The sequence below is a fragment of the Alloyangia pacifica genome, assembly GCF_003111685.1.
In the GTDB taxonomy this organism is placed as follows: Bacteria; Pseudomonadota; Alphaproteobacteria; order Rhodobacterales; family Rhodobacteraceae; genus Salipiger; species Salipiger pacificus_A.
In genome coordinates this window covers 2,575,367-2,595,881 of record NZ_CP022189.1, presented here as the reverse complement: position 1 = coordinate 2,595,881, position 20,515 = coordinate 2,575,367, and the positions used below count along the sequence as shown (strand labels likewise).

General features: G+C 68.0%; 21 protein-coding genes. 12 read left to right on the top strand and 9 right to left on the bottom strand.

All coding sequences use genetic code 11. The features are described from left to right. Positions 1-98: 98 nt before the first annotated feature. Genes CEW88_RS12555 through CEW88_RS12525 form a run of 7 tightly spaced genes read right to left on the bottom strand, consistent with a single transcriptional unit; the run spans position 99 to position 5,529 of the window. Entirely contained in the window at positions 99-986 is an 888-nt protein-coding gene (locus CEW88_RS12555) for a lysophospholipid acyltransferase family protein (RefSeq protein ID WP_108967261.1), read from the bottom strand. A 37-nt stretch (positions 987-1,023) separates the two neighbouring features. Next, a complete protein-coding gene (locus CEW88_RS12550; protein WP_095882339.1) occupies positions 1,024-1,305 on the bottom strand; it encodes an HPr family phosphocarrier protein in 282 nt (93 codons plus the stop codon). Between the two features lie 47 nt (positions 1,306-1,352). Next, on the bottom strand, positions 1,353-1,751 hold the full coding sequence (locus CEW88_RS12545) for a PTS sugar transporter subunit IIA (RefSeq protein WP_108967259.1): 399 nt from the start codon (positions 1,749-1,751) through the stop codon (positions 1,353-1,355). Further along, positions 1,748-2,671: an RNase adapter RapZ gene (gene rapZ, locus CEW88_RS12540; RefSeq protein WP_108967257.1), complete on the bottom strand. Its 924-nt coding sequence runs from the start codon at positions 2,669-2,671 to the stop codon at positions 1,748-1,750. Before rapZ ends, CEW88_RS12545 begins: the two co-directional genes overlap by 4 nt. Next, a complete protein-coding gene (locus tag CEW88_RS12535; protein WP_108967255.1) occupies positions 2,664-3,104 on the bottom strand; it encodes an HPr kinase/phosphorylase in 441 nt (146 codons plus the stop codon). Before CEW88_RS12535 ends, rapZ begins: the two co-directional genes overlap by 8 nt. A gap of 4 nt (positions 3,105-3,108) precedes the next feature. Next, positions 3,109-4,824, bottom strand: coding sequence for a sensor histidine kinase (locus CEW88_RS12530; RefSeq protein WP_108967254.1), 1,716 nt, complete (start codon positions 4,822-4,824; stop codon positions 3,109-3,111). Positions 4,825-4,827: 3 nt separating this feature from the next. Then, the gene (locus CEW88_RS12525) at positions 4,828-5,529 is read right to left on the bottom strand and encodes a response regulator transcription factor (RefSeq protein WP_092426129.1); all 702 of its coding nucleotides are present in this window, start codon (positions 5,527-5,529) and stop codon (positions 4,828-4,830) included. Between the two features lie 381 nt (positions 5,530-5,910). Between CEW88_RS12525 and CEW88_RS12520 the strand changes: the two genes are divergently transcribed. The 3 genes from CEW88_RS12520 (at position 5,911) to CEW88_RS12510 (ending at position 8,982) form a co-directional block, all read left to right on the top strand. Further along, the gene (locus tag CEW88_RS12520) at positions 5,911-7,509 is read left to right on the top strand and encodes a phosphoenolpyruvate carboxykinase (protein WP_108967252.1); all 1,599 of its coding nucleotides are present in this window, start codon (positions 5,911-5,913) and stop codon (positions 7,507-7,509) included. Beyond that, positions 7,509-8,042 carry a DUF3859 domain-containing protein gene (locus CEW88_RS12515; protein WP_108967250.1) on the top strand — a complete coding sequence of 178 codons (534 nt, stop codon included), beginning with the start codon at positions 7,509-7,511 and terminating at the stop codon, positions 8,040-8,042. Before CEW88_RS12520 ends, CEW88_RS12515 begins: the two co-directional genes overlap by 1 nt. Positions 8,043-8,481: 439 nt before the next feature. Continuing rightward, the gene (locus tag CEW88_RS12510; RefSeq protein WP_108967248.1) at positions 8,482-8,982 is read left to right on the top strand and encodes a YbjN domain-containing protein; all 501 of its coding nucleotides are present in this window, start codon (positions 8,482-8,484) and stop codon (positions 8,980-8,982) included. Positions 8,983-9,031: 49 nt separating this feature from the next. On the opposite strand, the gene CEW88_RS12505 is transcribed toward CEW88_RS12510, so the two are convergent. Then, positions 9,032-9,961, bottom strand: coding sequence for an L-lactate dehydrogenase (locus CEW88_RS12505; protein ID WP_108967247.1), 930 nt, complete (start codon positions 9,959-9,961; stop codon positions 9,032-9,034). A 219-nt stretch (positions 9,962-10,180) separates the two neighbouring features. On the opposite strand from CEW88_RS12505, the gene purE reads away from it, so the two are divergent. Continuing rightward, positions 10,181-10,672, top strand: coding sequence for a 5-(carboxyamino)imidazole ribonucleotide mutase (purE, locus tag CEW88_RS12500; RefSeq protein ID WP_108967245.1), 492 nt, complete (start codon positions 10,181-10,183; stop codon positions 10,670-10,672). Positions 10,673-10,816: 144 nt separating this feature from the next. Continuing rightward, positions 10,817-11,890 carry a 5-(carboxyamino)imidazole ribonucleotide synthase gene (locus tag CEW88_RS12495; RefSeq protein ID WP_108967243.1) on the top strand — a complete coding sequence of 358 codons (1,074 nt, stop codon included), beginning with the start codon at positions 10,817-10,819 and terminating at the stop codon, positions 11,888-11,890. A 15-nt stretch (positions 11,891-11,905) separates the two neighbouring features. Here CEW88_RS12495 and CEW88_RS12490 read toward each other — a convergent pair whose 3' ends face one another. Beyond that, the gene (locus CEW88_RS12490) at positions 11,906-13,045 is read right to left on the bottom strand and encodes an alpha-D-ribose 1-methylphosphonate 5-triphosphate diphosphatase (RefSeq protein ID WP_108967241.1); all 1,140 of its coding nucleotides are present in this window, start codon (positions 13,043-13,045) and stop codon (positions 11,906-11,908) included. Positions 13,046-13,156: 111 nt separating this feature from the next. On the opposite strand from CEW88_RS12490, the gene CEW88_RS12485 reads away from it, so the two are divergent. From CEW88_RS12485 to CEW88_RS12455, 7 genes are all read left to right on the top strand, one after another. Then, positions 13,157-13,600 (top strand): NUDIX domain-containing protein, encoded by a 444-nt coding sequence (locus CEW88_RS12485; protein ID WP_108967240.1) that lies wholly within the window; start codon positions 13,157-13,159, stop codon positions 13,598-13,600. Between the two features lie 40 nt (positions 13,601-13,640). Continuing rightward, entirely contained in the window at positions 13,641-14,585 is a 945-nt protein-coding gene (locus CEW88_RS12480) for an ABC transporter permease (protein ID WP_108967238.1), read from the top strand. Continuing rightward, the gene (locus tag CEW88_RS12475) at positions 14,582-15,397 is read left to right on the top strand and encodes an ABC transporter permease (protein ID WP_108967237.1); all 816 of its coding nucleotides are present in this window, start codon (positions 14,582-14,584) and stop codon (positions 15,395-15,397) included. The genes CEW88_RS12480 and CEW88_RS12475 overlap by 4 nt, the downstream gene beginning before the upstream one ends. Continuing rightward, positions 15,397-17,085, top strand: coding sequence for an ABC transporter ATP-binding protein (locus CEW88_RS12470; RefSeq protein ID WP_108967813.1), 1,689 nt, complete (start codon positions 15,397-15,399; stop codon positions 17,083-17,085). The genes CEW88_RS12475 and CEW88_RS12470 overlap by 1 nt, the downstream gene beginning before the upstream one ends. Continuing rightward, positions 17,063-18,508, top strand: a complete 1,446-nt coding sequence (locus CEW88_RS12465; protein ID WP_108967236.1) for an aldehyde dehydrogenase family protein — start codon at positions 17,063-17,065, stop codon at positions 18,506-18,508. The genes CEW88_RS12470 and CEW88_RS12465 overlap by 23 nt, the downstream gene beginning before the upstream one ends. 35 nt (positions 18,509-18,543) lie before the next feature. Next, positions 18,544-19,284 (top strand): SDR family oxidoreductase, encoded by a 741-nt coding sequence (locus tag CEW88_RS12460; protein WP_108967235.1) that lies wholly within the window; start codon positions 18,544-18,546, stop codon positions 19,282-19,284. A gap of 224 nt (positions 19,285-19,508) precedes the next feature. Beyond that, positions 19,509-20,513: a P1 family peptidase gene (locus CEW88_RS12455; RefSeq protein ID WP_108967234.1), complete on the top strand. Its 1,005-nt coding sequence runs from the start codon at positions 19,509-19,511 to the stop codon at positions 20,511-20,513. Positions 20,514-20,515: the final 2 nt, after the last annotated feature.

Genomic DNA, 20,515 nt, shown 5'->3' with positions numbered 1-20,515 from the left:
TCTTTTCGGAGATGCGCCGGGGGCGAATTGGCCGCAGGCCAAGAGGGGGCAGCGCCCCCTTTATTTCTGCCAGCGCGACCGCGCCAGGGCGGCCTCGCCTAGCCCTTCAGCGCCAGCGTCCGGGCCCGCAGCGAGGCGACAAACTCGCGCTGGTTGCCGCTCCAGCCGCGGACCTCGTCGGGGCTGATCGGCGTGCCGACAACCGGTCGCTGCGGCCGTCCGCAGGCGTGGATCACCTCGTGGATCAGCAAGCCCTGGCGCAGCGTCGGCGAAAGCCGGTTGGCGATCTGGTAGGCGCGGCTGTTCTGGCCGGGGAAGTAGATCGGCACCACCGTGGCGCCCGACCGCTGGATCATCTTCGCGGTGAAGGGGTTCCACACCGCCTCGATCGCCGCGCCGAACAGGGAGTCGGACGAGGCCACGACACCCGACGGAAACAGCGCGATGACCCCGCCGCGCTTGAGATGCTCCATGGCCGTGGCGCGCATCTCGAGACTTTGCTCGCGCGCCTTCTCCTCATGCGGGAAGGGCACGGGGATCATGAACTCGGCGATCTCCTGCACCCCGGTCAGCAGCGAGCGGGTGAGGATGCGGTAGTCGGTGCGCACCCGTCCGATCAACTCGGCGAGGATCATCCCGTCGACCAGCCCGTGCGGGTGGTTGGCGACGACGATCACCGGGCCGTCGCGCGGGATGCGGGCGATCTGCTCGGCGGTGGTCTGCAACTCGATGCGCATGATCCGCAGCGCCTGCGCCCAGAACGCCTGTCCCTCGGGCACGCCTTCGCGCTCGAAGCGGCGCACAAGGCGGATCAGCGGGAGCTTCCCGGTCATCCACTCCAGCGCGCGGATGGTGTTGGCCTTCCACGGATTGGTGAAGGTATTGGCGTAGCTGAGCTTGCGCTTGTCGTAGGGCGCCGGTGGAGCCGTCGTCGACTGCGGCGCCGCGCCGCCCCCCTTGGCCGGGGCGTCATAGCTGTCGAGCATGTGCCTCCCCTGCTGTGTCATGCGGCCGGTCCGCGCGTCAATTGTCCTCGCCGAAGCGATTGGCGACGAGGGCCTCGAGCGCATCGGCGAGCGCCTTGGCGTCGGGGCCCGAGGTTTCGACTTCAATAGAGCTTCCCTTGGAAGCTGCCAACATCAAAAGCCCCATGATGCTGTCGCCGCCGGCGCTCATGCCGTCCTTGGAGACCTCGGCATGGGCGTCGAATCCTTCGACCACCTCGACCAGCTTGGCGGAGGCGCGGGCGTGCAGCCCCTTTTCGTTGACGATGTTCAGCACACGGCGAACAGAGGTATCACTCATCTTAAAACTCTTGGTTGCGGGGCCATCGCGCGGCTTGGGATGCGGTCCTAGACCGGATCGGGCCGGACGTTCTGGCTGTCAATGTATTTGCGGCCGGCCTCGAGCGCGCCGCGCACCGCGTCGGGCACCGACAGCTGGCGGGTCTTGGCGAGCTTGATCAGCATCGGCAGATTCATCCCGTAGAGGATGCGGCGGTTCTCCGGCTGGCAGGCGAGCAGGCTGAGGTTGGAGGGCGAGCCGCCGAAGAGGTCGGTGACAAGCACGACGCCGTCACCGGTATCGACGCTGTCCGCGGCGGCGCAGATCTCGGATTGCTTCTTGGCGCGGTCGTGCTCGGCCTCGATGGAGATCGCGAGGATTCCGGGCTGCACACCGACCACGTGTTCGACGGCCGAAAGGTATTCCCTTGCCAGCCCACCATGCGCCACGATCACGATGCCGATCACGCCTGCGACCTCTCGTCCAGTCCAGTTGCCACGCCCTTGGCGGCTTGGCCGCGGCGTTCGAGTTCCCGGTGCCTAGTTGACACCTGCCAGCCCTGCTCTGCAAGGGCACGCGCGACGGTTTCCGCCACGGTGACGGAACGATGTTGCCCACCGGTGCAGCCAAATCCGAAGGAGAGATGCGCCTTGCCTTCGTCCGTGCAGGCCGGAAGGAGAAAAAGCGCGAGATCGATCACCTTTTGCATGAACGGATCGAAGCGCGGATCGGCTTTCACATGCGCCTGCACCGGCGTGTCGAGCCCGCTGAGCGCGCGCAGCTCCGGCACCCAGTGCGGGTTGTCGAGGAAGCGGCAGTCGAAGACCATATCGAGCCCTTGCGGCAGGCCGCGCTTGTAGGAAAAGCTCTCCACCGAGACGGCCAGCTGCTGCGCCTGCGCCCCGGCGAACCAAGTGGCGAGCTGGGCGCGCAGCTCGTGCGGGCTCAGCTCGGAGGTGTCGATCAGGATGTCGGCGGCGGCGCGGGCCTGTTCGAGCAGCGCCAGCTCGCGGGTGATGCCCTCGGTATAGGCGCTGTCGGGCGCGAGCGGGTGGCGGCGGCGCGTCTCGGAATAGCGCCGGGCCAGCACCGTCGGCGCGGCGTCCAGATAGAGGAGTTGCGGGGTGATCTGCATCTGCTCGGACAGTGCGGACTGCAATGAGAGCAGCCCCCCGACGGTGAAGTCGCGGTTGCGGATGTCGACGCCAAGCGCCAGCGGGCGCTCGAGCGCCGGACCCTCGAGCAGCCGCGGGATCAGCCCCAGCGGGATATTGTCGATCGCCTCGAACCCGAAATCCTCCAGCGCGTTGATCGCGGTGGAGCGCCCGGCGCCCGAGGGGCCGGTCACCAGCACGACGTGTTGGGGTCCTTTCGGCGAGTCATCCATTGTCCGGATCCCTTGTTGCGCCTTTGAGATATTGAACGAGCGCTGCGGGAAAATAGGGGTGCGCGGCATTGTGAAGCAATGGGAGATTTCGCGTCTGCAGCATGATTTCCCGCAGAGGCGGCAGGCGTTCGGTTTCCGGGGTGTCGAGGTCGAGCACGGCAACGACCTCGGCGCGGGGCAGGTGGTCGGCCTGCAGCAGCCCGAGCCCGCGCGCCTCGATCATCCCGGCGAGCGGGGCAGGGGGGCTCGCCCAGAGCGCTCCCGCCTCGAGCGTCAGCACCACGCGGTCGTCCGCCACGAGCCGCGCCCCGCGCGCCATCATCTCGAGCGCAAGGCCGGATTTGCCCGCGCCCGAGGCGCCGCGGATCAGCAGCGCGCGTCCGGTCACCGCCACGGCGGTGGCGTGGAGGATCAGCGGATTGGGTGTGGTCATCGGATCAGATCGGCAGGCCGACGACAAAGCGCGCGCCCAGCGGCTCCGAGGTGATGTCCGCCTCGGTCGGGCGGATGTTCTCGGCCCAGATCACCCCGCCATGCGCCTCGACGATCTGCTTCGAGATCGCGAGGCCGAGACCGGAGTTGTTGCCGAAGTCGTTCTCGGGGCGCTGCGAGTAGAAGCGCTTGAAGATCTTCTGCAGCGCCTCTTCGGGGATGCCGGGGCCCGTGTCCTCGACCACCACCAGCACGCGGTTGTCGCGGCGGCGGGCCCAGACGCGGATCGCGTCTCCATCCTCGCAGAAGGAAATGGCATTGGTGATCAGGTTGACGAAGACCTGCGCGAGCCGCGGCTCGAGCCCGTTGATGCGGATCGGCTTCTCGGGCAGGTCGGTGATGAATTCGATGCCCTTCTTGCGCGCGTCCTCGCCAAGGAACTGGCCGAGGTTGCCGAGCATCTCGAGCAGGTTGAACTCCTGCTCCTCTTCCTTGACCAGCTCGGAGTCGAGCCGTGAGGCGTTGGAAATGTCCGAGACGAGCCGGTCGAGGCGGCGCACGTCATGTTCGATCACGTTGAGCAGCTTGTCGCGGTGCTCTTCCTTCTTGACGATGCGCAACGAGCCGATGGCCGAGCGCAGGCTGGCGAGCGGGTTCTTGATCTCATGTGCGACGTCCGCGGCGAACTGCTCGTTGGCGTCGATACGGTCGTAGAGCGCTGCGACCATGCCGCGCAGCGCGCCCGAGAGGCGGCCGATCTCGTCGGGGCGGGCGGTGAGATCGGGAATGCGGATGCGGCGCGAATTGCCCTGCGACTTGTTGCGGTCGCGGCCGATCTCGGCGGCATCGGCGAGGTCGGAGATCGGGTTGGCGATGGTCGAGGCCAGCACCAGGCTGAGGCCGATCGAGACCAGCGTGGCGATGACGAACATCTGCAGCACCCGCTCTCGCTCGGCGCTGACCGCAAGGTCGATCTCTGGGGCGGCGGCAACGAGCGCGACGCTGCCGATGATGTCGCTGCCCTGGCGGATCGGCGCGAAGGCGGTGAAGACGGTCTCACCCTCTTCGCCCAAGCCGGCTTCGACGCGCGGGATGGCGGGATCGCCCGCCTCGATCTGCTGGCGGAGACGGTCCTCGAGACCCAGCGCCTCGGTCTGCTGGAAATAGGCGAAGATGCCCGAGATGCCCTGCCAGAGCTGGTCGAGCAGCTGCGAGATCATCGTCTCGCGCCCCGACGCGCTGCTGGAAGGGGGCGGCGGGCCGCCGGCCTCGCCGACGAGGAAATTGCCGGTGTCGAAGATGAGCACGCCAGTGCCGCGGCGCAGCTCGAGGGCCCCCAGCGTGGCGGCGACATCGATGCCGTCGGAGGAGCCGAGGCTGACCGGCGCGCCCTCGGGCAGTTGCATGGCAAAGACATCGGCGATCAGCTCGGCCTGGACGAGCGTCGCATCAGCGCGCTGCTGCGCCAGCGTATCGCGTGAGGAATTGAGCCAGAGAATGCCTGCGGCCAGCACGTTCAACGCGATGAGGTTGAACGTGATGATCTTGCGCGTGAGCGGAGACCGATTCAAGGAGAAGAGGGAGCGCCGCGCACGGCTGTCCCGCAATTCCTTTTCCACGGTGCTGTCCGGGGCGATCCAGTCGTCCCCAAGAACAACATCGGCATCCTGCCTGTCGCCCGACTCCGCGTCGCGCATGGAGATCCTTTCGGCCAGGGCCATCGCTTACTCTTCGTTGTAACGATACCCGATGCCGTAGAGTGTTTCGATGGCCGAGAAGTCTTCGTCCACGGTCCGCATCTTCTTGCGCAGGCGCTTGATGTGGCTGTCGATGGTGCGGTCGTCGACATAGACCTGGTCGTCGTAGGCCACATCCATGAGCTGGTCGCGCGACTTCACGAAGCCGGGCCGCTGGGCCAGCGCCTGCAGCAGAAGGAATTCGGTGACGGTGAGCGAGACGTCCTTGCCCTTCCAGCTCACCGCGTGGCGCAGCGGGTCCATGGTGAGCGAGCCGCGGGTCATCAGCTTGGTGTCTTCGGTATCCCCAACCACTTCACCAGCCTGGGCTTCCTGACGGCGCAGGAGCGCGCGGATCCGCTCGACCAGCAGGCGCTGGCTGAACGGCTTCTTGACGTAATCGTCCGCGCCCATGCGCAGGCCGAGAACCTCGTCGATCTCGTCATCCTTGGAGGTGAGGAAGATCACCGGCATGCGGGATTTCTGGCGCACCCGCTGGAGCAGATCCATCCCGTCCATGCGCGGCATCTTGATGTCGAAAACCGCCATGTCGGGCATCTTCTTGCTGAACGCATCCAGCGCAGATTGCCCGTCATTGTAAGTTTCAACCTCGAACCCCTCCGCCTCGAGTGTCATGGACACGGATGTCAGGATGTTCCTGTCATCGTCCACCAGGGCGATTTTAGACATAGCACTTCATCCTTGTACTGCTCTGTTATGCCTTCTTTTTCGCCGAGTATGCGAAGTTTCGGATTGTTCAACAATCCCATACCGCGAATCAGTACAGAGCTGCGACTTAATTGCAGCGCAGATTGAGTAACGAATGGCTAAATTGCCTCACCATACCAGTGCAAGTTGCAAAAACCGTGACCGATGGTAACGCTAGCCTGAACGGGTGCTAACGCTAAAGCCATTTTGATTGCGCTAACGTCCCGGATGACTTCTGTTCTTGGCCGATCCCAGCATGTTAAAGGCTCTGATACCGGTGGCGGGCGCTGCCGGTGGACGGCAGCCACTGTGCCGCCCCAATGACTACCGCCGCCCAGACAAGCGGCTACAGGAGCTTGGCAGATGACATTTGGACGGGTGAACCCGCAATTCCGGCTTGAAGATCAGGGGATCGAAGGGCTGGGCAATGTCTATTACAATCTTATGGAGCCCGCGTTGATCGAGTCCGCGCTGAAACGCGGCGAGGGCACGCTGGGCAAGGGCGGCGCCTTCTACGTGACCACGGGCAAGTTCACCGGCCGCTCGCCGCAGGACAAGCACGTGGTCAAGACCGCCTCGGTCGAAGACAAGATCTGGTGGGAAAACAACCGCGCCATGTCGCCCGAGGGCTTCGACGCGCTGCATGCCGACATGCTCGAGCACATGAAGGGCAAGGACTACTACGTCCAGGACCTCATCGGCGGCGCGGACCCGGCGCATTCGATCAAGGTACGCATGGTGACCGAGCTGGCCTGGCATGGGCTCTTCATCCGTCACATGCTGCGCCGCCCCGAGCGGGAGCAGCTTGACGAGTTCCTCGCTGATTTCACCATCATCAACTGCCCGAGCTTCAAGGCGGACCCCGCCAAGCACGACTGCCGCACCGACACCGTCATCGCGCTGAACTTCGACAAGAAGACCATCCTCATCGGCGGCACCGAATACGCCGGCGAGAACAAGAAGTCGGTCTTCACGCTGCTGAACTACCTGCTGCCGCTCAAGGGCATCATGGCGATGCACTGCTCGGCCAACCACGCGCCGAACAACCCGGTCGACACTGCCGTCTTCTTCGGCCTGTCTGGCACCGGCAAGACCACCCTCTCGGCCGATCCCGAGCGCGTGCTGATCGGGGACGACGAGCACGGCTGGTCCGACCGTGGCACCTTCAACTTCGAAGGCGGCTGCTACGCCAAGACGATCAACCTGTCGGCCGAAGCGGAACCCGAGATCTACGCGACCACCTCGAAGTTCGGCACCGTGATCGAGAACATGGTCTTCGACGAGGAGACCTTCGAGCTCGATTTCGAGGACGACAGCCTGACCGCGAACATGCGCTGCGCCTACCCGCTCGAGTACATCTCGAACGCGTCGTCCACCGCGCTTGGCGGCCACCCGAAGAACATCATCATGCTGACCTGCGACGCCTTTGGCGTGCTGCCGCCGATCGCGCGGCTGACCCCGGCGCAGGCGATGTACCACTTCCTGTCGGGCTTCACCTCGAAAGTGGCGGGCACCGAGCGCGGCGTGACCGAGCCGCAGCCGACGTTCTCGACCTGCTTCGGCGCGCCCTTCATGCCGCTGCGCCCGGAAGTCTACGGCAACCTGCTGCGAGACAAGATCGCCAAGCACGGCGCGACGTGCTGGCTGGTCAACACCGGCTGGACCGGCGGCGCCTATGGCACCGGCCACCGGATGCCGATCAAGGCGACCCGTGCGCTGCTGCACTCGGCGCTGAACGGCTCGCTGGCGAAGGTCGAGTTCCGCAAGGACCCGAACTTCGGTTTCGAGGTGCCGGTCTCGGTCGAGGGCGTGCCCGAGCTGCTGCTCGACCCGCGCCGCACTTGGTCGGACAAGGAGGCCTTTGACGCGCAGGCGCAGAAGCTGGTGAACATGTTCGCCGAGAACTTCGCGCAATACGTGCCCTACATCGACGACGACGTGAAAGCCGCCGCGATCGGCTGATGCGTCTTGCCGCGATCCTCATGATGCTGGCCGGACCCGCCTTGGCGGGGTCCGGCCTTTCTTTTGCCGAGCCGCCGGTGATGCTGATCGAACGCGGTGTGATCTGCCAGGTGACCCCGGAGGGCGCCCGGGCGGCGCCGGAGACCGAGCAGGGGATCATCAACCTCATCGAGCCGGGACGGCGCGTCGACGTCGCCACCGAGGTGGTGCCGGCGGCGCTTGGGATCAGCTTCGGCATCCGCTTCACGCTCGCCGAGACCGCCGCGCCGCTCGCGCTACGGGTCATCGTCACCCACCCCCCGATGGGCTCGCGCGGGGTCGAGGTCGAGAGCTGGACCACCGGCGCCGCGCCCGGCGCGCCCAGCCTGAGCCTCTTCACCTTCGAATACGCCTACGAGATGGTCGAAGGCGACTGGACCATGGCGCTCGAGGCGGGCGGCGAGCGGCTGCTGGAGCAGCATTTCACCGTGGTTCCCGCCGATGCGGCACGGCCGGTCCTGGCCGCCTGCGACGGCCCGGCGGCGATGTCCTGACGCTGCGGCCTCCCGCTGAAATCACCTTATGCGGTACCTGAACTGCGCTGGATCACGCTCTGCGGGATTGTGCCGCTGAGGCGTCGAATTCCGGGACAGATTTCCTGCCAGAATTGTCCTCGATTACGCACGCGTTTCTCCGATTTCATCCACAGGCCTGAAGCGCGAGTCAGGCTGCTGAAAAGACTCGGAACCTTGAGTCCGCCCCCCTGCGGACTCCCCGGAGTTGCCCACAATCAGTGAGTCTGCATGTTGAGTAAATAACAGATCGTTCCACAACTTATTGAGTGCGCCACGAACATTTCGCTTTACAGAAGGTGGGGGCCACAGGCACGATATATGGTAAGAGACGAGGGTTCACCCCCAACATCTCTACGAGCAGGCACCTAGCACGCGGGGCTCTGCCAAGCCCCGAAGCTACAACCATAAGAGGTGGCGCATGGCACTGTCCGAAGACTTTCTGAGCGAAGAGCTGCACCCCATCGACATCGTCGAGACCCTTGCCGAGACCAACGACTGGGATTTCGACCGCGTCGGCGAAGATCAAATCGCCATGGCGGTCGAGGGGCAGTGGCGCACCTATTCGATCACCCTCGCATGGTCGCCCTACGACGAGACGTTGCGGATGATCTGCAGCTTCGAGATGGAGCCGCCAAAGGACTCGCTGCCCGAACTCTATGCCGGTCTCAACGCGGTCAACGATCAGTGCTGGGCAGGGGCTTTCTGCTACTGGGCGGAATCCAAGCTGATGGTCTACCGCTATGGGCTGGTGCTCGCCGGGGGCCAGGTGGCCAGCGCCGAGCAGATCGACACGATGATCGGCGCGGCGGTGATGACCTCGGAGCGTTACTACCCCTGCTTCCAGTTGATCAACTGGGCCGGCAAGAGCGCCAAGGAAGCCCTGCAAATCGCCATGGCGGAAGCCTACGGCCGCGCCTAAGCGCGGCTTGTCGGGAGCGCGAGATCGCCCCGAGGGGTCCTCGCGCCCCCTAGTGGATACCCAGCGCGGTTTCCTTGAGCATTTCCGCCGAGGCGCGCAGCGCCGCCGCCTCGGACGGATCGAGATCGGGGGTCAGCGTCGTCAGCACGCCGCCCGCGCCGACCACGCGGGGCAGGCTGAGCGCCACTTCCTCGACCCCCTGCACCCGCGGCGTGACCACCGAGACCGAGAGCACCGCCCGCTGGTCGTCGCGCACCGCCTGCACGATCCGGGCGAGCCCTGCGCCGATGCCGTACCAGGTCGCGCCCTTGCCCTCGATGATGCGATAGGCGGCGCGGCGCACCGCCTCATCGATGCCGGCGCGGACTTCGGGGGTGATCGGCGCGTCGACCTGCTTGGCGAATTCGCTGACGGTGAGCGCCCCGGCCCGGGCCGAGCTCCAGCCCAGCACCTCTGAATCGCCATGCTCGCCAAGCACGTAGGCATGCACCGATTGCGCCGCGATGCCGAGGTGATCGGCCAGCAGCCAGCGAAAGCGCGCGGTGTCGAGGATGGTGCCCGAGCCGATCACCTGCCCGGCGGGCAGACCCGAGGCGCGCAGGGCCACCTCGGTCATCACGTCGACGGGGTTGGAGGCGACGAGCAGCATGGCCTCGGGGGCGGCTTTCTGCACCCCGTCGATCACCTGGGCAAAGACCTCGGCGTTGCGCGACAAAAGGCTCAGGCGGCTCTCTCCGGGCTTCTGCGCCACCCCTGCGGCGAGGATCACGATCGCCGCACCTTCGAGCCGTTCGTAGCCGCCGGAGCGCACCTGGCAGGGATGGGCGAAGGGCACCGCGTGGGCGATGTCCTCGGCCTGGGCCCGGGCCAGCGCCGCGCTCTTGTCCACCAGGACGATCTCGCTCGCGCCGCCGCGCAGGGCCAGCGCATAGCCCGCCGCCGAGCCGACCATGCCAGCGCCCACAATTCCCACCTTCATGGCATTCTCCCTTCCGCTGTTGGGCTACCATGGCACGGGAGGGGCGAGGGGCCAAACCCGCAGGGCCCGGAAGCGGCCGCGATGGCGCGACTATTCGCCCGTCGCCCAGCCCGCGCGCAAACGCCCGCTGCGCCATGGACACCCGGGGCGACGTGGCTATAGTGCCGCCTCCACAAGGCGGGTCCAAAGGCGGAGCCCGCAGGCGAAAGAGGCCCGGACATGACGGAACAGGTGAAGGTCGGCATCATCATGGGCAGCCAGTCGGACTGGCCCACGATGCAGGAAGCGGCGCAGATGCTCGACGAGCTGGGCGTGGCCCATGAGGTCAAGATCGTCTCGGCGCACCGCACGCCGGACCGGCTCTGGACCTATGGCAAGGAGGCCGCCGGGCGCGGGCTGCAGGTGATCATCGCCGGAGCGGGGGGCGCGGCGCATCTGCCGGGGATGATGGCCTCCAAGACGCGCGTGCCAGTGATCGGCGTGCCGGTGCAGACGCGGGCGCTGTCGGGCGTCGACAGCCTCTATTCCATCCTGCAGATGCCGCGCGGTTTCCCGGTGGCGACCATGGCGATCGGCGCGGCGGGCGCGGCCAATGCGGGCCTGATGGCGGCGGGCATCCTTGCGCTGCAGGATCCGGCGCTCGCCGAGCGGCTGGACGCCTGGCGCCAGGCGCTGTCGGACTCGATCCCCGACGAGCCGGTGCGGGACTGACCCCGGTCTGATCCCGGCCCGCGCAGATGGGCCGGGTGCGCCCTCTGTGGCGCAGTCCGTCACCGCGTCACACAAAGGGGTGTTGCAAGCCGCGCCAATCCGCAGGAAAAGCGGCGAAACCCGACCCCAGCAACGGAGGCCCCCATGTCTGACGCTCTTCCCCAAGGTGCAACCATCGGCATTCTCGGCGGCGGACAGCTGGGACGGATGCTCTCGGTGGCCGCGAGCCGCCTCGGCTACCGCACGCATGTCTTCGAGCCGGGCGCCGAGCCGCCCGCCGGCCATGTCGCCCACGCGGTGACCACCGCCTCCTACGAGGACAAGGCGGCGCTGACCCGGTTCGCCGAAGCGGTGGACGTGGTGACCTACGAGTTCGAGAACATCCCCACCGAGGCGCTCGACACGCTGCAGGCGCTGCGCCCGATCCGCCCGGGGCGCGAGGCGCTGCGGGTGAGCCAGGACCGGATGACCGAGAAGGAGTTCCTCTCGGGTCTCGGCCTGCGCACCGCGCCCTTTGCCGCCGTCGACACCGAGCTCGACCTGAACAACGCTCTCGAGCTGATCGGCGCGCCGGCCATCCTCAAGACCCGCCGCTTCGGCTACGACGGCAAGGGGCAGGCCCGCATCCTGTCGAAGGATGACGCCGCCGATGCGTTCGACGCGATGAACGGCGCCCCGGCGATCCTCGAGGGGTTCGTCGAGTTCAGCCACGAGGTCTCGGTGATCGCGGCGCGTGGCACGAGCGGCGAGGTCGCCTGTTTCGATCCCGGCGAGAACGTCCACCGCGACGGCATCCTGCGCACCACAACCGTTCCTGCGCGGCTGACCCCGGCGCACCAGCAGGACGCGATCCTGCTGGCGGGCCGTATCCTCAACGCGCTCGACTACGTGGGCGTGATGGGGGTCGAGCTCTTCGTTTGCGCCGACGGGCTGGTGGTCAACGAGATCGCGCCGAGGGTGCACAACTCCGGCCACTGGACGCAGAACGGCTGCAGCGTGGACCAGTTCGAGCAGCACATCCGCGCCGTAGCCGGCCTGCCGCTGGGCGATGGCGGGCGCCATTCGGACGTGCAGATGGAAAACCTGATCGGCGACGATATGGACCGGGTGCCCGAGCTGCTGCGCGAGGCCGACACCGCGCTGCACCTCTACGGCAAGGCCGAGGCCAAGCCCGGCCGCAAGATGGGCCACGTCAACCGCATCGTGCGCGGCGGCTGATCTGTCGCCGGCGCTTCAACCTATGAAGCGCCCGGCCACATCCCCGCTCATGTAGGCCACGCGGCCCCCGGCAATCGTCGCCACGATGCGGCGCGTGTCCTGCTCGCGGATGATCAGGTCGGCGCGCAGCCCGTCCTCGATCCGGCCCCGGTCGGTGAGCCCCAAGAGCCGCGCGGGCCCTTCCGAGACCAGTTTCCACGCCGCGACCTCGTCCAGAAGCCCAAGCTCGACACAGCGCCATGCGGCACGTGCCGGGGCGGGGTAGTGATAGTCCGAGGCCAGCGCGTCGCAAAGCCCCAGCCCCACCAGCTCCAGCGCCGAGACGTTGCCCGCATGGCTTGCCCCGCGCACCACGTTGGGCGCCCCCAGCACGATGAATTCGCCGGCCGCGCGCGCTGCCAGCGCCGCCTCGACCGTCTCTGGGAACTCCGAGACGCGCACGCCGCGCGCCCGCCAGTCGGCACGGCCCTCGGCGGTGCGGTCGTCGTGGCTGCCCATGGTCACGCCGCGCGCCTGCAGCCGGGAGCAGAGCAGGTCCAGCGCCTCGGGCACCTCGCCGCCACGGTCGTGAAGCCCCATCATCAGCGCCAGATGCGCCTCGGGGCTGCGGCCGCTTTTCAGCGCCTGCCCGGTGAGCCGCGGCGGCTTGCGCCCCTCGGCCAGCCGCTGGTGCGGCAGGTGGTCGTTGAACACGACATAGGAAATGCCCCAGCGCGCAATCGCCTCCTCGGCTCCGGCAAATCCATCGAGGAAATGCGTCTCGAGCCGCAGTTGCAGGCGGAGGTCCACGGGCACGGTGGGCGCGACCTCGGTGACTGCGGCAAAGACCTCTTCGGCGAACTCCGGTCCGCGCATCCCGCCTTCCCATGACCAGAATTGCGCCAGTGCGGCGGTGGTGATGCCGCAGGCCGCCAGCTCGGCGGCGCAGGCCTGCACCCCCGACGCACGCTCGCGCAGCGCGCCCCGGCGCGGGGCCATGTGGCGCTCGAAGCCGTCGCCATGGGCGTCGACAATGCCCGGCAGCACCTCGAAGCCCGCGAGGTCCACGGCCCGGCCGGCGCCGCCGCCGAGGCGGCCATCGTGGAGGGACAACGGCGCGTCGCTCCAGCCCTCGGGGCGCAGGACGGGGGCATTCTGAAGGATCAGGTCGAGCACGGGTTGGGGCCTTTCGTCGGGCCCTGAAGGGGCAGGGCTGGGTCGGCGCTTGAGATACGCGCCCGCCCGGCCCTATGAAAGGGGCAAAAGCACACGCCCGAAGGGTCACTTATGTCGAAATCTCCCCGCCTTGCCGCCCGCGCCGTTCTGCTCCACGAGGACCGGCTGCTGCTGGTCAATGCCTGGCCCGGTGGCAAGAGCGACCTCTGGTGCGCCCCCGGCGGCGGCGCCGAGATCGGTACCTCGCTGCCCGAGAACCTCGCCCGCGAGCTGCGCGAGGAGACCGGGCTCGAGATCACCGTCGGCCCGCCCTGCCTGGTGAACGAGTTCCACGACCCCGCAAGCGGCTTCCACCAAGTCGAGATCTTCTTTCGTTGCCGGATCGCCAGCGGCACGCTCGACCCGGGCTGGCAGGACCCCGAGGGCGTGGTGACCGAGCGCCGCTTCGTCACCCGCGCCGAGATGGACGGGCTGCGCTTCAAGCCGAGCAGCCTTGCGCATGTGGCGTGGGGCAGGGGCTTCGGCTACGATCCGCTGGAGCTGATCCAGCATTGAGCGTCTGGACCGCGCCGCGGCCTGCGCCTAACGTGACGCCATGCTAGGCTACGCGCTCAAACGTCTGACCTCGCTGGCGGTTTCACTGCTGGTTGCGTCGCTGGTCATCTTCCTGGTGGTCGAGGTCGCCCCCGGCGATCCGGCCAGCTACATGCTTGGCATGAACGCCCAGCCCGACACGGTGGCGGCGCTGCGGGCCGAGCTTGGCCTCGACCTGCCGAAATGGCAGCGTTACCTTGCCTGGCTCGGCGGCATGCTGAGCGGTGACTTCGGCACCTCCTACACCTACCGCACGCCGGTGGCCGAGATGGTCGCCGAGCGCATCACCGTCTCGCTGCCGCTGGCGCTCTACGCGCTGGGGCTCTCTACGCTGATTGCGCTGCCCGCGGGCATCTTCGCCGCGGCGCGCCGCGGCAGGGCGGGAGACGCGGCGGTGATCGGGGCGACGCAGCTCGGCATCGCCATCCCCAACTTCTGGTTCGCGATGCTGCTGGTGCTGCTCTTCGCGCTGAAGCTGCGCTGGTTCAGCGCCGGCGGTTTTCCCGGCTGGGAGTCCCCGCTTCTGGCACTGAAATCGCTGACCTTGCCGGCGGTGGCTCTGGCGCTTCCGCAGGCGGCGATCCTGGCCCGGGTCATGCGCTCCTCGCTCATCGACATCCTGACGGAGGATTTCATCCGCACCGCGCGCGCCAAGGGCCTGTCCCGCAGGCAGGCGCTCTGGCGGCATGGGCTGCGCAACGCGCTCATCCCGGTGCTGACCATCCTCGGGCTGCAGTTCTCCTTCCTGCTGGCGGGGGCGATCATCATCGAACAGGTGTTCTTTCTGCCCGGCCTAGGCCGGCTGATCTTCCAGTCGATCACCCAGCGCGACCTCATCGTGGTCGAGAGCGTCGTCATGCTGCTGGTCTTCGCGGTGATCGCGGTGAACTTCCTGACGGACATGGCCTATGCCATCGCCGATCCGAGACTGAGGCGCACGAGATGAGACCCACCCTGATCCTCGGCGCGCTGCTGACGTTGGTCTTCACCCTCGCGGCGCTGCTCTCCTTTGCCTGGACCCCGGGAGATGTCGAGTCGGTGAACATCGCTGCCCGGCTGCAGCCGCCCTCGACGGCGCATCTGCTGGGCACCGACCACCTCGGCCGAGACATGCTGAGCATGGTGATGACCGGCGCGCGCACCTCGCTGGCGGTGGCGCTGGTGGCGGTGGGGCTCGGCATGGGGCTCGGCGTGCCGCTGGGGCTCGCCGCCGCCGCAAGGCAGGGCGGCTGGCTCGACGAGCTGGTGATGCGCGCAAACGATCTCATCTTCGCCTTCCCCTCTTTGGTCATCGCCATCCTGATCACCGCTATCTTCGGCCCCGGAGCACTCAACGCCATCCTTGCTATCGGTATCTTCAATATCCCGGTCTTCGCCCGGCTCACCCGCGGCGCGGCGCTCAGCTTCTGGCGGCGCGAGTTCATCCTTGCCGCCCGCGTCGCCGGCAAGGGCGCGCCGCGGATCAGCGTCGAGCACATCCTGCCCAACCTCGCCAACCTCCTGATCGTGCAGGGCACCATCCAGTTCTCGCTTGGCATCCTCGCGGAGGCGGGTCTCTCCTACGTCGGCCTCGGCGCGCAGCCGCCGGTGCCGAGCTGGGGCCGGATGCTGGCCGACGCGCAGACCATGGTGGCGCTCGCGCCGCATGTGGCCATCGTGCCCGGCCTCGCGATCCTGCTGACGGTGCTCGGCCTCAACCTGCTCGGTGACGGGCTGCGCGACGCCCTCGATCCCCGCCTGAGGCCCTCCCGCGCATGATGTCTTCGTCTGGACAAAAATATCCCGTGGCCCCGGGGGCGGAGCCCCCGGTCCGGCGGGCGCCAGAGGCGCTGCTGCGGCTCGAGGGGCTCAGCCTCTCCATCGGCGGCACCGCGATCCTGCAGGATGTGTCCCTGTCTCTTCCGCAGGGCGAGATCCTCGCGCTCACCGGCGAGTCGGGCTCGGGCAAGTCGATGACCGCGCTTGCTGCCATCGGATTGCTGCCGGACCGGGCCGAGACCTCCGGCAGGCTGCTGCTCTCGGGCCGTGACCTGCTGACCCTGCCCGAGCGGGACCTCTGCGCCCTGAGGGGCCGCGAGGTGGGGATGGTCTTCCAGGAGCCGATGACCGCGCTCAACCCGGTCCAGCGGATCGGGGACCAGGTGATGGAAACCATCCTGATCCACAAGGCGATGCCCCGGGCCGCCGCCCGCGCCCGCGCCGCCGAGGTCATGGCCCGCGTCGGGCTCGACCCCGCGCGCATTCCGCCCAGCCGCTACCCGCACGAGCTCTCGGGCGGGCAGCGCCAGCGGGTCGGCATCGCCATGGCCATCGCGTTGCGGCCGAAGCTGCTGATCGCCGACGAGCCCACCACCGCGCTCGACGTGACCACCCAGGCGCAGATCCTCGAGCTGCTCACCGGGCTGGTGCGCGAAGAGGGGATGGGGATGCTGATGATCACCCATGACCTTGCCGTGGTGGCGGGCATGGCCGATCGCATCGCGGTGATGAACGCGGGCCGGATCGTCGAGCAGGGGCCGACGGCGCAGGTCCTCTCGGAACAGCGCCACCTCTACACCCGCCAGCTCTTCGAGGCCTCGCGCCACCAGGCGGCGCTGGCCCCGATCACCCCCGGCGAGCCCCTGCTCAGCGTGCGGGAGGCGGTTCGTGACTATCCCCTGCCGCGCAAGAGCCTCCTTGCCCCGCGCGGCCAGTTCCGCGCGGTGAAGGGCGTCAGCTTCGACATCCGCCGGGGCGAGCGGGTCGGGCTGGTGGGCGAGTCGGGCTGCGGCAAGTCGACGCTCGCCCGCGCGATCCTCGGGCTCGAGCCGCTGCAGGCGGGGACGATCACCCTCGGTGGCAAGCCAATCCTTTCGCATGGCAAGCCGGACCCTGAGCTCCGGCGCCGGGTGCAGGTGGTGTTCCAGGACCCCTACGGCTCGTTCAACCCGCGCCACAGCGTCGGCCGGATCATCGCCGAACCCTTCCATCTTCTGCCCGATCCGCCGAAGGGCGCGGCGCGGCAGGCCGCGATCGCCGGGACGCTGGCTGCCGTAGGGCTGAAGCCCGAGCACGCCGAGGCCCCGATCCATGCCTTCTCGGGCGGCCAGCGCCAGCGCATTGCCATCGCCCGCGCGCTGATCATCGAGCCCGAACTTGTGATCTTCGACGAGGCGGTCTCGGCGCTTGATGTGCGGGTGCGCGCGCAGATCCTCGACCTTGTGGCCGAGCTGTCGCGCACAAGGGGCCTCGGCTATCTTTTCGTCAGCCACGATCTGTCGGTGGTGCGCGGGGTCACTGACCGGGTTCTGGTCATGCGCGAGGGCGAGATCGTCGAGCGTGGCGCGACGGCCGAGGTGTTTGACAATCCCCGGCACTGGTATACCAAATCTCTGATGGAGGCGGCGCCGAGACTACCGGCGCCGGAGACGGGAGGAGATGACGATGCCGGAGGGGAGCCCCTTTGACAGCGCCCGCGTGCTCATTGGCGGCACATGGCGCGAAACCGCGGACACGCTGCCGCTGAGCGATCCGTCCACGGGCGCGGAGATCGGGCGCATCGCCCGGGGTGGCAAGGCCGAGATCGACGCGGCCGTGACGGCGGCGCAGGCCGCACTGGACGGTGAATGGGGGGCGATGACGGCGCTGGAGCGCGGGCGCATCCTCACCCGCATCGGGGTGCTCGTGCTCGAGAATGTCGACCTGCTCGCCCGGATCGAGGCACAGGACGTGGGCAAGCCGCTGGGCCAGGCGCGCGCCGACGCGGTGGCGCTGGCGCGCTACTGCGAGTTTTATGGCGGTGCGGCGGACAAGATCCACGGCGAGACCATCCCCTACCTCGGTGGCTACACCGTCTACACGCTGCGCGAGCCGCATGGGGTGACCGGCCATATCGTGCCTTGGAACTACCCGATGCAGATCATCGGCCGCTCGGTCGGCGCGGCGCTGGCCATGGGCAATGCCTGCGTGCTGAAACCGGCCGAGGACGCCTGCCTGACCGCCCTGCATTTCGCCGATCTGGCGCAGCAGGCGGGGCTGCCGGCGGGGGCGCTCAACGTGGTGCCGGGGCTTGGGTCCGAGGCGGGCGCGGCGCTGTCATCCCACCCGGGCGTGCAGCACATGAGTTTCACCGGCTCGGTCGCCACCGGTGCCGCGGTGCAGCGCGCGGCTGCGGACAACGTGATCCCGGTGACGCTGGAGCTGGGGGGCAAGTCGCCGCAGCTGGTGTTTGCCGATGCCGATCTCGACGCGGCGCTGCCTTTCCTGGTGAATGCCGGGCTGCAGAACGCCGGGCAGACCTGCTCGGCCTCCTCGCGCATCCTCGTGCAGCGGGAGATCCTCGATGAGGTGATGGCCCGCATGGCGGCGGCCTACGAGGCCAAAATCGTCGGCCCCGCCATGGAGGATCGCGACATCGGCCCGCTGATCAATGCCGCCCAGAAGCGCCGCGTCGAGGGGTTTCTGGAGCAGGGCGCAGACCTGCCGGTTCTGGCGCGGGCGCGGCTGGCCGAGGGGTTGCCCGAGGGCGGGCATTACGTCGCCCCCTGTCTTTATGGCCCGGTCCCGGCGGAGCACGCGCTGGCGCAGGACGAGATCTTTGGCCCGGTGCAGGTGGTCATCCCCTTCGAGGACGAAGAGGAAGCGCTGCGCATCGCCAATGGCACCGCCTACGGGCTGGTCGCCAGCGTCTGGACCCGCGACGGCGCGCGGCAGATGCGCCTCGCGAGGAAGCTGAAGGCCGGGCAGGTGTTTCTCAACAACTACGGCGCGGGGGGCGGGGTCGAGCTGCCTTTCGGCGGGGTCGGCAAATCCGGCCACGGGCGGGAGAAGGGCTTTGAGGCGCTCTACGGCTTCTCGGTTCTGAAGACAGTCGCGGCGCATCACGGCTGAGCGTGGCACGTGAAGTGATGAGGGAGGAGACAGGCATGAGACTTTCGGGAAAAACCGCCATCGTGACCGGCGCGGGATCGGGCTTCGGTGCGGGCATCGCGCGGCGCTTCGCGGCAGAGGGCGCGCGGGTGATGGTCGCCGACATCAACATGGAGGGCGCCGAGGCGGTGGCTTCGGAATTCGGCGGCATCGCGCATCAAGTGAACGTGGCCGACGGGGCGTCGGTCGAGGAGATGACGCTGCGCGCCGGCGCCGAGCTCGGGCGGGTCGATATTCTTGTGAACAACGCCGGGGTGACCCACCTGCCGGGCTTCATGGAAGACATCGGCGAGGCGGATTTCGACAGGGTCATGGCGGTCAACTGCAAGTCGGTCTACCTGACGGCCCGCGCGCTGGTGGCTGGGATGAAGGCGCGCGGCGCGGGAGCGATCCTCAATGTCGCCTCGACGGCGGGGGTCTCGCCGCGACCGAAGCTCAACTGGTACAACGCCTCGAAGGGCTGGATGATCACCGCGACGCGGGCCATGGCGATCGAGCTCGCGCCCTTCGGCGTGCGGGTCAATGCACTGAACCCGGTGGCGGGCGACACCCCGCTGCTGAAGAGCTTCATGGGCGAGGACACGCCCGAGATGCGCGCCAAGTTCCTCTCGACCATCCCGATGGGGCGGTTCTCGACCCCCGAGGACCTTGCCAATGCCGCGCTCTACCTCTGCTCGGACGAGGCGTCTTTGGTGACCGGGGTCTGCATGGAGGTGGACGGGGGGCGCTGCATTTGAGGAGCACACCGTGGGGGCTCCAGCTCCGCCGCCGGCTGTGCCTCGTCTCCCCCGGGGTATGGGGAAGAGAGAAGAAGACGGGACTTCAGGCTGCTCTCGGCGACTTGGCGGACCAACGCCTTCATGGGGTCTGAATATGCGCAAAGGCGCCTGCACCAGTGGGCGCCCTTGTTTTTTGCCGCAGTGCAGCAAAATATAAAGATGTGGCTGCAAGGAGTGGACTCATGCGACCCGGCCCTCTCAACCTGATTACCGACGTTCCTGGCCTGCGGGTCGGCAATGCCGAGGATTCCTTTCTGAAATCCGGCGTCTCCGTGGTGACCGCCGCGGCGCCGATGGTCGCCTCGGTCTCGGTCATGGGCGGCGCGCCCGGCACCCGCGAGACCGACCTCTTGGCGCCTGACAAATCCGCACCGGGGGTCGATGCGCTGGTGCTTTCGGGTGGCAGCGCCTTCGGGCTGGCGGCGGCGCAGGGGGTGATGGATGCGCTGCACGAGGAGGGACGGGGCTTCGAGGTGTTCTCGGCGCGGGTCCCCATCGTGCCGGCGGCGATTCTCTTCGACCTGCTCAACGGGGGCGACAAGCGCTGGGGTGTAAACCCCTATCCCGGGCTCGGGCGGCAGGCGCTCGCCAATGTCGGCAGCAGCTTCAAGCTTGGCTCTCGCGGCGCAGGCTGCGGCGCGCAGACCGCGCAGCACAAGGGCGGGCTGGGCTCGGCGTCGCTGGTGCTCGAGGGCGGGATAACCGTCGGCGCGCTGGTGGCGGTGAACCCGATGGGCAGCGTGACCACGCCATCGGGGCGGCACTTCTGGTCGGCACCTTTCGAGATCGGGGCGGAATTCGGCGGGCTCGGGCCGGAGCCGGCAGCGGGCTTTCAGGACATGCCCGAGAGCCGTAAGTTGGGGGCGATGGCAGCGCTGGGGAACACCACGATCGCGGTGGTCGCCACGGACGCGCAGATCGACAAGGCGCAGGCGCACCGCATCGCCGTGGCCGCACAGGATGGCATCGGCCGGGCCATCCTGCCGGCGCATTCGCCGATGGACGGGGATCTGGTGTTTGCCTGCTCCACGGGCCGCGTGCCGCTTGCCGAGCCGGCGCTGCAGCTGGCGCAGATCGGCCACGCGGCGAGCCTCTGCCTGGCCCGCGCGATCGCGCGCGGCGTCTGGGAGGCGACGCCGGCCCTGGGCGACACGCTGCCGACGCTGCGCGAGGACCTGGGACTCTAGCG